Source organism: uncultured Slackia sp. (assembly GCF_959608125.1).
Lineage (GTDB): Bacteria > Actinomycetota > Coriobacteriia > Coriobacteriales > Eggerthellaceae > Slackia.
In genome coordinates, this window is the sequence record NZ_CAUHPG010000003.1 from 26,501 (window position 1) to 39,136 (window position 12,636).

Below are 12,636 nucleotides of genomic sequence, written 5' to 3' on the forward strand. Positions count from 1 at the left end.
GCCATGAAGGATTTCCTCACGCGCACGAAGCGCCACTTCATCCAGTTGCTCACAGCGCTTCTTTACAATCTCGATTTCCAAGGCATCGCGACGCTTTCGGTGGACCGCGCGCCCTCCAAGGCCGTCTGCGTTCCCGGTCTGCATTGCTATTCGTGCCCGGGGGCCGTGGGCGCCTGCCCGATCGGCGCGCTTCAGCAGGCGCTCGGCGCATCGTCGCTCAAGCTTCCTTTCTACGTGGCGGGATGCCTGCTCGCGTTCGGCGCGTTGTTCGGCCGCACGATCTGCGGATGGGCGTGCCCTTTCGGGTTCATCCAGGATATGGTCGACAAGCTCGGCCGTCTGCTGCATATTCCCCAGGTGCGCAAGGGCGCATGGAGCCGCCGTCTGGGCCTGCTGAAATACGTCATGCTGGCGCTCGTCATCGTGGGCCCGATGGCCACGTTGGCGATCGACGGCATAGAATCGCCGCTGTTTTGCAGCTACGTCTGCCCGGCGGGAACCCTGGCGGGCGCGGCGCTCGTTTCCACGTCGCCCGAGTTGCAGTCCGTGGTCGGCATGCTGTTCGGATGGAAGACCTTCGTGCTGGCGGCAATCGTGTTCGGCGCCATGGCGGTGTATCGCCCGTTCTGCCGCTTTCTGTGTCCGTTGGGGGCGCTGTACGGATTTTTCAACCGGTTCTGTGCGCTTCGCTACGTGGTCGACCAGAACGCATGCACCGGTTGCAACGCCTGCGTGGAAGCGTGTCGCATGGACGTGAGGCACGTGGGCGATCGCGAATGCATCGAATGCGGCGAATGCAAGAAGGCCTGCGCCCATGGGGCCATCCGCTTCAGCGTGTCGCTGCCCGGGTCGAAGCGTCTCGATGCGCCCGATGATGCGTCTGCACCTGCGGAAAACGCTTCGTCCGATCAAGGCGAGCGGCTCTAGGACAGCGCCGCTTCGGCGCCTGACGGCTGCCATGAGGCGGTCGCTATACCAAAAGGATGACGGAGGTTCCTATGACGAAATCCCACATTGTCGATATGCCCGTCACGGGCGGCGGCGCCAAGGGCCGCGGCCGCCGCACGGCGCGCCTGCTGGCGGGCGCGGCGGTCGCATGCACGCTGGCGGGCGTTCCGTTGATGGGCTGCCAGTCCGAAGAAGCCGCCGTGCCCGAGGCACGGCAGGGCGGCCAGACGGCTATCGATTCCACGAAAATGCGTGGAGCCGCCGAAGGTCATCCGGCCCCCGATGCGCCGCTCACGCTTCTCGACGGTTCGCAGAAAAACGTTTCCGACTTTCAGGGCGGCGTCACTATTCTGAGTTTCTGGGCCACGTGGTGCCCGTACTGCATCAAGGAGATGCCTGATTTGCAGAAGGTCAAGGAGAATTACCCCGACATCAACGTGGTGCTGGTGAACTGCGGAGAGGAAGAGGCGCCGGTGTCCGATTTCGTCGCGCAACACGATTACGATTTCACATGGACGCTCGATCTTGATTTCGCCGCGCAGCGCGCCTATCCCACGAGCGGCATTCCTTATACCGTGGTGATCGATTCTCAGGGCACTGTGGCCGAAATCTTCGCCGGCTCCGGGCCCGATATGTATTCCAAGTTCGAAGAGGCCGTGAAGAAGGCCGCTGCGGCATAAGGTCCGCTTGTATGGAAGGCGGCCCAAGGCGTCGGTCGGGCGGATCGTTTTCGTGCGCTCGTCCGATCGCTTCGTTTCGGGCGGTTTTGTCCGCACGGACTCGCTCGGGCGACGGCGAAGGCGTGGTGACGATAGACGGCGCGTGGGGGATGAAGGAATCGCGCGAAAAGGCATAAGGGAGGGGATCCGTGTCGGTTAAGCGTGCGCGGTCGTTGATGTCCGGCCTGCGATGGCATCATCTGGGATTCGCGTTTTTCTGGGCTACCACGTTCGCCGCCCTGACGAATTCTTCCGAGGAGTTGGCGGGCGGCTACGAGGCGTATTCGTTCTGCAAGCAAGCGGCGGTCATCATCACGCTGGCGTTGACTGCGTATGCCTTGCGCCGTCGCGAGCGGTATGCGCACGCTCATGCCGCGGCGGCGGGCGTTCTGCTCGCTGCGGGTTCGCTATTGTTCTACCTGGCTTTTTTCTTCGGCCAGTATTCCCTTGCCGCAGTGCTTATAGCAGCCGTCCTGGTCGGCTGCTCGTCGGGTTTGATGTTCGTCATGTGGCAGAGCTTCTATGCTTCGGAGGGCGCGTCGCGCACCGCTATCTACATTCCCATATCGGCGGCGTTTTCGGTGGTGTTGTGCCTTATCGTGGCTGCGCTTCCCGCCATTTGGTCGGTCGTCTGCTCGGTTATCGTGCTGCCTGCTCTTGCGACGCTGTGCCTGTGCCGCAGCCTTGACGAGATCGAACCCTACGATACGGTGCCGTTTTCCCGCGACCGTCGCAGGTCCCTGTTTCGGGATATGGGAAAACCCGTGTTCTGCGTATGCGCTCTCGGCTTCGTGTGGCGGCTCGTCGGAAGCCCTGCGCCGTCTGACGACGGGTCGTTCCTCCTTTTGATGGGCGGCATGGGAATGGCCGTTCTCGCGGTCACGCTCTTCGAGCTGTTCTCAGAGCACGGATTCGACGTGCTTGCGTTCTATCAGGTTCTTTTCCCTGTCGTTACGGGCGTTTTCTTGCTTCCGACGCTTCTCGGGCAGCAGTGGATGTTCGTGCTGCCGGGATTTCTGATGTTCGGTTTCGAAGTGGTGAATCTGCTGCTGTTGATCACCTGCGCGGTTTATGCGAGTCGAAACGAAACGAATTCGACCATAGTGTATGCGTTGTGCGTCGGGCCGACGCTCGCTTCGCTTTTGCTGGGCGATGCGGCGGGCGCGGTGCTCAATCGAAGCGCCTTCTACGATTTCACCTTCGTAGTGGACGTGTTGTTCATGTGCGTATACGGACTTTCCATCGTGATGTTCTTCGTATCGTTCGGGAGAAGCAGGCGAAAGGCCGCCACCGCCTATCTCGACCCCGATGCCGCACGGCTTCGTCGCCGGTCGACGGAGGGCGGCGATGCGGACGGGCTTTCGGAAGCCGCAGCGGCGCGTGTTCCCGAAGCGTCGGATTCGAGCGACAAGGCCGCGGCGGGCGCGTTCGGCGCGTTGCCTGAGATGGCCGACGAACGTGCGCCTCGGCTGTCGTTGGACGAACGGCTCGACGCGTTGGCGCTTGTTGATCCGCTGAGCCAACGCGAGCAAGAGGTGACCGACTTGCTTCTTCATGGCAATACCGTTCCCGCAATCGCGCGCAAGCTGTTCATTTCCGAAAACACCGTACGCGGACACACCAAGAACATCTATCGCAAGCTTTCGGTGCATTCGAAGCAGGAATTGATCGATCTTCTAGGCTGACGAAGGGTCGCCGTCCGGCGCGGCTTTACGGCTTTCAAGCTGCGGGCGGGTTGTGCTCCGAATGGGCCGCGCGGTATCCGCTGCCTACTTCATGATGGGTTGGTTGTCCTTTTGAACTGGCATTTTGTAAAACGACATACTTCATGTGGTGTGTGATGGGCCCTCCTGCCGTAAGGTTCGGCTATGCGTTCGACGAAAGAGCGCAGTGCCATGAACAACGAGGAGGGAATCATGAGCGAACAATCCAAGGGCGTTTCTCGCCGCAGCCTTCTGAAGGGGGCCGCATTCGGCGCCGCAGGCGTCGCCGCGATGGGCATGTTCGGTTGCGCGCCGTCTTCCGGCGGATCCGATGAGGCCAAGGCGGGGGCGACGGAAGAAGCGGGCAAGCATACGTGGGAAGTCAAGCCTGAACCCATTACCGACATCGCCGAGACGATCGATACGGAAGTCTTGGTGATCGGCGCCGGATATTCCGGAACTTGCTGCGCGCTCAATGCCGCGGAAAACGGCACGAAGGTCACGCTGGTCGAGAAGGACAACGTTCCTAACGGCCACGGCGTCGGCGGCACGGGCGCCGTGGGCTCCCGCGTGCTCGACGAGATGGGCATCAAACTCGACAAGTCGCTCGAAATGGAGCGCTGGGTCTCCACATGCGGCGGCCGTTGCCGCGAATCGCTCGTGGGCAAGTGGTTCCGCGAGTCCGAGCGCTGCATGAACTGGCTGCTCGACGTGGCCGAGTCCGATGGCGCGAAGTGCATGGTGACGGTCGGTTCCCGTTCCGCCGTGCATCCCGAGGCCGACTGCTATCACATGATCTCCGGCGGCCAGACCACCAATGACAATCTTTCCATCGCCAACTACATCGAATACCTGTTCATCGCCAAGGCTGAAGAGACGGGCAATTTCGAGCTCGTATACAACAGCCCTGCCGTGCAGCTCGTCCAGGACGACTCCGGCAAGGTGACGGGCGCGATCTGCGAGACCGACAACGGCTACGTGCAGTACAACGCCTCCAAGGGCGTCGTGCTTGCGACGGGCGACGTGAGCTACAACGACGAATACATCGATGCGTTCGCCCCCATCGCCAACAAGGTCGCGAAACGTCTGTGCTCCGACCAGGGCAACGTCGGCGACGGCCACAATATGGCCGCATGGGTCGGCGGCGCTTTCCAGGACGGTCCGTGGCCCACGATGATGCATCCTCAGGCGGCGGCCATGTTCCACGGCCCCTTCCTGTTCGTCAATCCTGACGGCAAGCGCTTCATGAACGAAGCCACCTGGGTTCAGGGCAAGTGCGTCGGCACCATGGTCAACGGCGGCTACGACCACTGCTGGTCGATTTTCGACGCGAACTTCGAGGCCGACAACACGGCGAGCCTCGAGCATGGCGGCGGCATGTTCTGGGACAGCTTCCGTCCGGTCGGCTCCTCTTACGCCGATGCGTCCGCTTCCCATGCGGCTTCGGTCGAAAAGGGCGTGACGGACGATCCCGAGAATTACAAGAAGGCCGACACGCTTGAGGAGCTCTTGAGCCAGCTCGACGTAGATGCGGCGACGGCCAAGGCCACGATCGAGCGCTATAACGAGCTGTGCGAAGCCGGCGAGGATGTCGACTTCTACAAGGAATCCCACTTCCTCTTCCCGATCAAGCAGGGCCCCTTCTATGCCACCAGGGTCGCTCCCGGCTTGCTCGCGGTGGTCGGCGGCATCCATATCTCCGACAACTTCGAGGTTCTCGATGCCGAGAACAATCCGATCGAGGGCCCGTATGCCATTGGAAACTGCTCGGGCGATATGTACGCATACGATTACCCGATCAACGTCCAGGGCAACAGCCACGGCCGCTGCCTGGTCGAAGGCAAATGCCTCGGCGAGCAGCTCGCCGGCGTCTATGAGGACGTGAAGGCGTAGTTTTCGCAACAGCGATAATCCGAGCGATTCGCCGGCCTTTCGCCCTTAAGGCGCGCATGCGTCTCCTCCCTCTTCCCCACAGGGCGATCGGCCGGTCGAATTCTTCAAGGATGGTTTCATCCTGATATGACGCTTCGCGGGACGCATACGGCCCGCGAAGCGCCCCTCCTGGAAAAGGCCCGCATCGAGCGGGCCTTTTTGCTTGTCGCGAGCAAGGCGAAGGCGGCGCGGATCGCGCCGATTTCTTCCGCATATGGAAGGACGTGCGTTCGGAAGGCGCCGTTAGCGGGACGAATCGACCGTTCGCCGTCCCTTCGGTCCGTCGCGCTATAATCGCCGTCCGTACACCGAAAAACGAGACGCCGAGCTCGAACCGTGCCGAAGGACGGCCGTTCGCCGGTGTCGGAAGGAGGGGATGGGCATGCTCGTGCTTGCCGTGATAGTGGCCCTGATCGTTGTGCTGGCCATTGTGTTGACGGTGAATGCCATGCGGCTGAAGCCGACGCCGGTAAGCGATCCGTTGCCGCAGAGCGACGTCATGGGGTCCGACGAGGCGGTGGAGCGCTTCCGCGAAATCCTGCGCAGCAAGACGGTCTGGGCTGCGGCCGACCCCGATGCCGACCACACGGCGTTCGACGAATTCGTGCCGAAGCTGCGCGGCCTGTACCCGCGCGTCTTCGAGGCCTGCGAGCTTGAAATGATCGACACCTACGGCATCTCGCTTCTGTGGAAGGGCGAAAACCGCGAGCTCGCGCCGATCGTGCTCATGGCGCATCACGACGTGGTCGAGGCCGACCCTGCGGGTTGGACGCATGACCCGTTCGCGGCCGATATCGAGGATGGCAAGATCTACGCCCGCGGCGCGGTCGACACCAAGTGCATCTGGGCGGCGCTCATGGAGGCCGCCGACACGCTGGTCGGCGAAGGCTACGTGCCGCCGCGCGACGTGTACTTCTTCTCGTCGAACACCGAGGAAGACGGCGGAGACACCGCTCCGCATATGGTGGAGCATCTCAAGGAAATCGGCCGCGTTCCCTACATGGTGCTTGACGAAGGCGGCGCGGTCATCGACAACCCGCCGCTGGGTGTGCAAGGCGAATTCGCCGCGATCGGCGTGGCCGAGAAGGGCATTTTCGACGCCTATATCGAAACGTCGGCATCGGGCGGCCACGCCTCCACGCCTTCGCTGGGCGACGCGACGGCCAAGCTTGTCTCCGGCCTCGACGACCTGCAGAAAAACCCGCCGCGCGCCGCGTTGAGCGAACCCGTGGCTGCGATGCTCAAAGAGCTCGCCGCCCGTGGCGGCTTCGGCTTGCGCCTGGTGTTCGGCAACCTGTGGCTGTTCCGTCCGCTCGTGGTGAAAATCATGAAGGGCAGCTCCGAGACGGCCGCCATGGTGCGCACCACCTACGCGCTCACGCAGCTCGAAGGCTCGCGTGCCCATAACGTCATTCCCAAGAAGGCGAAGGGCACGGTGAACGTGCGCATCGACCCGAGCGAATCGGTCGCTATCGCGCTCGACCGCATCAAGGAGCGCTTCGACGACCAGACTACCTACGAGCTGGACGAGGTGTGCGAGCCTTCGCCCGTCTCTCCCTTCGACGGCGACCCCGCCTTCGACTACTTGCGTCGCATCGTGCATAGCGTCTATCCCGAAGCGGGCATCGCCCCCTACGTGCAGACGAGCTGCAGCGACGCCCGCCACTTCGCGCGCGTCTGCCCGCGTACGTACCGCTTCGCGGGCATCCTGTTCCGCGGCGACCAGCGTATGCGCATCCACGGCCAGGACGAGAATCTCGACGTTGACGCATACAAGCGCGGCGTCGGTTTCTACATCGAATTCATCCGCCATCTGGACATGCTGGGAAAGTGAGGCCCCATGGTTGATAATCGCAACGAAACGCCTGCGGCGAAGGCCGAGGCGGCGACCACGCGCAAAGGGGGCTTCTTCTTCGGTTGGTGGGTGGTCATCGGCGGCCTGCTGATCATGGCGACCTGCTATACGGCGTTCGTGAACTGCATCCCGCTGTTCCAGACCCATATCGTGCGCGACTTGGGAATCGCGGTGGGACAGTTCAACACCGGTGTGTCGCTGTGCACGGTGGTCGCGGTGTTCGCGTCGCTCGTCATCGGGCGTCTGACCGACCGGTATCCGGCACGCGCCATAGGCGCCTTCACCATCGTGACGAGCGCCGTTGCCCTTGTGGGCCTGTCCATGATCCAGGAAGTATGGCAACTCTACGTGCTGTGCATCATCGCCGGCATGGTGGTGGTCGCGGGCACGCGCCTGCTCGTGTCGGTGATCATCTCGAACTGGTTCACGCTCAAGCGCGGACTTGCGGTTTCGATCGCCCTTTCGGGCTCGGGCGTGGGCGGCGTGATTTTGTCTCCCATTACGAGCGCGGTCATCGCTTCGTACGGCTGGCGTACGGCGTTCGTGGTGCTCGCGGTCATCTGTCTGGCGGCGGCCCTGCCCGTCACACTGGCGGCCTTCGCGACGCGTCCGAGCGATAAGGGCCTTGCGCCCTATGGCGCGGGTCTTGCCGAAGAGGCCAAGGCCGACCGTTCGCCCGATGCTCCCGTCACCGTTTCGGTGGGCTGGGCCGTGCTGCGCAAGAACGCCGGCTTTTGGGCGCTCGTGTTCGGCTTCGTCATGATGGGTATCGCCAACGGCGCATTCATCACCAATGCGGTGGCCAACATGACGTCGGTCACGGTGGACGGCGTCGAGGTTGTCACGGGCGGCCATTCCGTCATGTGGGCGGGTGCCGTGTGGTCGTTCTACTTGGGTCTGGTTATCGTGGCCAAGGTGTCGCTCGGCGCGATCTACGACCGTTTCGGCCTGAAGGTCGGCACGACGCTCGGCACCATCGCGTCTACGGCCGCCGCTGTGGCGCTGTGCTTCGCCGCCACCGATTGGGGTCCCATCGCGGCATGCGTGTTCTTCGCGTTCGCCACATGCATGGGAACGGTGGCGCCGCCCGTCGTTGTCGCCAAGCAGTACGGCAAGAAGGATTTCGGCACGGTGACCGGTATCGTGACGGCTTTCGAGCTGTTCGGCGCGGCCATCGGCTCGGTGGCGTCGGGCCTGCTGTTCGACGCGTACCTGTCGTTCGTTCCCGTGTGGATCATGATGGGCGTCGCGTCGGTGCTGATGGGCGTGGCGCTTCTGGCGTCCATTCCCGCCGCGCGCAAGCTGGTGGAGCGACGCCGTGCCGAAGGCGCGCCCGAGCTCGATGCCGAAGGCTTCGAGGTGACGGCTGCGTAAGGGTCGTGCGTCCTTGCGCAAAAGCGCGCATAGACGAAGAGGGAGTCTGCCGTATCAAGCGGCAGACTCCCTCTTTTCGTATTCGATATCGTTCGGCGGTCGGCGTTATTTGCGGCCCGTGTGGACGGCGACGATGCCGCCCGCGTAGTTTTTCCAGGAGACGTCTTTGAAGCCGGCCTTTCGCAGCATGGCCGCATACGTTTCCTGGTCGGGGAAGGCGCGGATAGAATCGGCCAGGTACACGAAGCCTTTCGTCTGGCCCGTGAACACCTTGCCCCAGAAGGGAATCATGAGCTTGAGGTAGATGTGGTACAGGCCGCGCCACAAGGCGTTCGGCGGCGTGGAGAACTCGAGGCAGGCGAAGGTGCCGCCCGGCTTCAGCACGCGGTAGGTTTCGGCGAGCGCTTGTTCGCGGTCGGGGATGTTGCGGATGCCGTAGGCCATGGTGACCGCGTCGTAGGAGTTGTCGGCATAGGGGATGTTCTGCGCGTCGACCACGTCGAAGTCGGTGGGAACGCCGCAGGTCGCGCCCTGGCGCGCGCGGTCGCGCGCCACGTCGAGCATCTCGGGGACGAAGTCGGTCAGCTGGATATGCGCCGGCGGATCGATCTTGGCGGCCGTGTAGCTGACGTCTCCCGTGCCGCCTGCAAGGTCGAGCAGGTCGGATTGCGGCGTCAGGCCGGCGGCCGTCACGGTGGCGCGCAGCCAGCGCTTGTACAGGCCGAAGCTCGAAACGGCGTTGAAGCGGTCGTATTTCTTGGCGATGGCGCCGAAGATCTTCTGCACGCGCTGCTCGGACACCACGGCGTCGGCTTCGCTGCCGGTGGCCGTGTCGATCACGGTGTGACCGGCGTGGATGTCTTGCGCATCGCTCGATTTCTCGGCCGACGCCCGTGCCGAAGCGCGCAAATACTCGCCGGAGGTCTTGGGTTCGGTGTCGGTCGAAGGAGCGCTTTGAGTCATGGTGGTGCCTTTGCAAACGGTGGACGGTTTTCGAATCTGTGTTTTCGGCGGCAAACGTGCGCCGTCGCCCTTTTTTGTGCGACTTGCCAGTATAGCCCAAAGCCGATGCGCTATTATGTCCGCATGCTTTTGTGTGCAGAACATATCATCCCCGTCACGCAACCGCCGATCGATGATGGCGCGGTCTTGGTGCGCGACGGGCGCATCGTTGAAATAGGCGGTGCCCAACGTATGAAAGCGCGCTATCCCGAAGAGGAGGTGCGCGATTTCGGCCGTGCCGCCATCATGCCGGGTTTCATCGATTGCCACACGCATCTCGAATACACGGTGCTGCGCGGCGTCGTCCATGACGTTCCGTACGCGGAATGGCTCGCTCACGAGCATGCCAAGGCCGACATGATGACGCGCGACGACCGCTACGATTCGGCGTTGCTCGGCGGCATGGAAATGCTTTCGGGCGGCGTCACCACGGTGGCGGACTTCACGAACACGGGCGCTTCGCGCGAAGCGACGCGCGATTTGGGCCTGCGTTCTGTGATTTACCGCAGCGTCGGCGTTCCCGAAAAGGCGAAGGTCGACTCCGCGATCGAGGCGGCTGTGAAGGACGTGCAGGAATGGGCGGCCGATTCCGACCCCGCCATCACGCGCATCGGCATCGCTCCGAAGGCGCTGCATGCCTGCCATCCCACGGTGTTCGCGCGTGTGAACGAGGTCGCCGACAAGCTGGGTATTCCAGTCGCCATGCATATGGCCGGCAGCTACGAGGAGTACCAGTACATCAAAAACGGCTCTACGCCGCTTTCGGTGCGCGGAATCGATGCGGGCAACGACAGCCTGACCGACCGTCCTATGTGGCTTCCCACGGGCGTCACCCCGGTCAACTATGCGTTGAACTGGGGCGCTTTCCATGCAGACAACGTGCTTGCCGTGCATTGCGTCCATGTGGACGAGGCCGACATCGCCAAGCTGAAGGAATACGACGTGGCCATCGCCGTGTGCACGCGCTGCAATGCGCAGCTGGGCATGGGCCTGGCTCCTCTGCAGAGCTTCCTGCAGGCCGGCATCCGCGTTGGTCTCGGCACCGATTCGCCTGCCGCGACGGACACCTCCGATATGTTCACGGAGATGCGCTTGGCTACGTTGATTCACCGTGCGGTCGACCGTTCCGACTTCCTGACGGCGCAGGCCATGCTCGAGCTCGCTACAATCGGCGGCGCCCGCGCTCTGCGCATCGACGACGAGGTAGGCAGCCTCGAGCCGGGCAAGCGTGCCGACGTGATCGCGGTCGATCTTTCCGGTTCGCGCCAGACGCCCCTGGTCGATCCCGTCACGGCGGTCGTTACCGGCGCCGCTGCGGCCGATGTGGTGTTCACCATGGTCGAGGGCGTCGTGCGCTACGAGCGCGGCAGCAACTGGAACATCAATGTCGATCCCGCCGAGGTGGCACACCGCGGCATTCATATTCGTGGAAAGCTGAGAGATTAGCATGGCGCAGAAAATGACGGCGAAGCAGCGCGCGGCGCAGGTCGAGGCGGCGCGCAGGCGCGAAGAGGCCGAGAAGAGGCGCCGCGAGAATGCGGCGCGCACCAGGAAGATCTTCACCGTGGTGGTGTGCGTGATCTTGGTGCTGGCGCTCGGCATCCCCACCGTGGCGATCATGGCCATGGGCGGCGCCGCTTAACGCTCGTTTAGAGCATTTCCGGAAAACCCCGCTAGCCCGACGGCGCGGGGTTTTTTCGCGTATGATGGCGAAGTTTGCAAAGATATCCGCAGGAGGAACCATGGGATTCCGTTCTTCGTTTGCCGCATTCCTCGGCAAGAGCGCCCGCTGGGCGGGCGAGACGTTCATGCGCCGTTCGGCAGGCAATCTGCCGGGCGTCATAGCCATGAAGGCGGCTCCCGCCGTGCTGGCCGACCTTTCCGCGTCGGCGCAAAACATCGCGGTGATCACGGGCACGAACGGCAAGACCACCACCACGAACCTCGCGGCCGACTGCCTGGCCACGTCGGGCCGTCCTCTGTACTGCAACCGTGACGGCAATAACCTGGAGTCGGGCGTTGTCACCGCGTTTCTGGTGAAGCCCGAGGGCGCATCGTCGGAAACGCCGGTCTCGTGCTTCGAATGCGATGAGATGTATACCCGCTACGTGGTGCCGCGCGTGAAGCCGCGCTTCTTCCTGCTGCTTAACCTGTTCCGCGACCAGCTCGACCGCGTGGGCGAAATCGAGCACGTGCAGGGCGCGATCGCCGCGGCGCTCGAGGGCTCGCCCGACACGGTGTTCCTCTACAACGGCGACGACCCGCTGTGCGCCGCCATCGCCGACCGCATGCCCAATCGCTCCATGGCTTTCGGCATCGCATGCGACATGGGCCTCGACGCCGACCGCATCAGCGACAGCCGTTTCTGCCAGAAGTGCGGATCCGCGCTCGAATACGATTATGTGCATTACGGCCAGCTGGGCGCGTATCGCTGCCCGTCGTGCGGCTGGGCCCGCCCCGATCTGGCGTTCGCGGCCGAAAACGTCCGCATGCTGGACGGTTCGCTCGCTTTCGACATCGACGGCCGCACGGTGCAGACCGGTCAAACGGGCGTCTATATGATCTACAACACGCTGGCCGCCTACGCGCTCAGCAAGGCGTCCGAAATCGTGTCGTTCGAAGGTTTCCAGCGCGCCATCGAGGCGTATCGTCCCACCAACGGCCGCCTGCAGACGTTTCATCCGGGAACGCGCAGCGTGATGACGAATCTTGCCAAAAACCCGACGGGTTTCAACCAGAACATCCGCATCGTCCTCAACGAGGGCGGCCGCGTGTTGGCGCTTTTCGTCAACGACGAAGAAGCGGACGGCTGCGACGTGTCGTGGTTCTGGGACATCGATTTCGAGCGTTGGTCGCAGATCGAGGGCCTTAAGGCGTTCGTCGGCGGCTCGCGCGCCAACGATATGCAGGTGCGCTTGAAGTATGCCGGCATCGATTCGACGATTGTCGAAACCGCCGCGGACGTGCTTGCCGCCACCGAAGAATCCGACGGCAAAGTGTACGTGATCGCCAACTACACCGCGCTGCCGCCGCTGCGCCGCGAGCTCGAAACGCTCGAGAAGGCGTCCGCCGATGGCTCCGCGCGCAAGGAAGGGGAGTAGCC

10 protein-coding genes are annotated in these 12,636 nt (G+C 63.2%); 9 read left to right on the plus strand and 1 reads right to left on the minus strand.

What is annotated here, in order from left to right; translation table 11 throughout:
- Window positions 1-3 precede the first annotated feature (3 nt).
- The 6 genes from Q6E04_RS01600 (at window position 4) to Q6E04_RS01625 (ending at window position 8,531) form a co-directional block, all read left to right on the plus strand.
- The gene (locus Q6E04_RS01600; protein ID WP_303249084.1) at window positions 4-927 is read left to right on the plus strand and encodes a 4Fe-4S binding protein; all 924 of its coding nucleotides are present in this window, start codon (window positions 4-6) and stop codon (window positions 925-927) included.
- Between the two features lie 71 nt (window positions 928-998).
- Window positions 999-1,628, plus strand: a complete 630-nt coding sequence (locus Q6E04_RS01605) for a TlpA disulfide reductase family protein (protein WP_303249085.1) — start codon at window positions 999-1,001, stop codon at window positions 1,626-1,628.
- 188 nt (window positions 1,629-1,816) lie between these two features.
- Window positions 1,817-3,352: a helix-turn-helix transcriptional regulator gene (locus Q6E04_RS01610; RefSeq protein ID WP_303249086.1), complete on the plus strand. Its 1,536-nt coding sequence runs from the start codon at window positions 1,817-1,819 to the stop codon at window positions 3,350-3,352.
- A gap of 231 nt (window positions 3,353-3,583) precedes the next feature.
- On the plus strand, window positions 3,584-5,263 hold the full coding sequence (locus tag Q6E04_RS01615; protein WP_303249087.1) for an FAD-dependent oxidoreductase: 1,680 nt from the start codon (window positions 3,584-3,586) through the stop codon (window positions 5,261-5,263).
- A 421-nt stretch (window positions 5,264-5,684) separates the two neighbouring features.
- Window positions 5,685-7,136, plus strand: coding sequence for a M20/M25/M40 family metallo-hydrolase (locus Q6E04_RS01620; protein ID WP_303249088.1), 1,452 nt, complete (start codon window positions 5,685-5,687; stop codon window positions 7,134-7,136).
- Between the two features lie 6 nt (window positions 7,137-7,142).
- The gene (locus Q6E04_RS01625; RefSeq protein WP_303249089.1) at window positions 7,143-8,531 is read left to right on the plus strand and encodes an MFS transporter; all 1,389 of its coding nucleotides are present in this window, start codon (window positions 7,143-7,145) and stop codon (window positions 8,529-8,531) included.
- 105 nt (window positions 8,532-8,636) lie between these two features.
- Here Q6E04_RS01625 and Q6E04_RS01630 read toward each other — a convergent pair whose 3' ends face one another.
- On the minus strand, window positions 8,637-9,494 hold the full coding sequence (locus tag Q6E04_RS01630; RefSeq protein ID WP_303249090.1) for a class I SAM-dependent methyltransferase: 858 nt from the start codon (window positions 9,492-9,494) through the stop codon (window positions 8,637-8,639).
- A gap of 123 nt (window positions 9,495-9,617) precedes the next feature.
- On the opposite strand from Q6E04_RS01630, the gene Q6E04_RS01635 reads away from it, so the two are divergent.
- The 3 genes from Q6E04_RS01635 (at window position 9,618) to Q6E04_RS01645 (ending at window position 12,634) form a co-directional block, all read left to right on the plus strand.
- Window positions 9,618-10,979: an amidohydrolase family protein gene (locus Q6E04_RS01635; protein ID WP_303249091.1), complete on the plus strand. Its 1,362-nt coding sequence runs from the start codon at window positions 9,618-9,620 to the stop codon at window positions 10,977-10,979.
- Window position 10,980: 1 nt separating this feature from the next.
- Complete coding sequence (locus tag Q6E04_RS01640) at window positions 10,981-11,175, plus strand: CASC3 protein CASC3 (RefSeq protein ID WP_303249092.1); 195 nt, start codon at window positions 10,981-10,983, stop codon at window positions 11,173-11,175.
- Between the two features lie 100 nt (window positions 11,176-11,275).
- Window positions 11,276-12,634: a Mur ligase family protein gene (locus Q6E04_RS01645; protein WP_303249093.1), complete on the plus strand. Its 1,359-nt coding sequence runs from the start codon at window positions 11,276-11,278 to the stop codon at window positions 12,632-12,634.
- Window positions 12,635-12,636 lie beyond the last annotated feature (2 nt).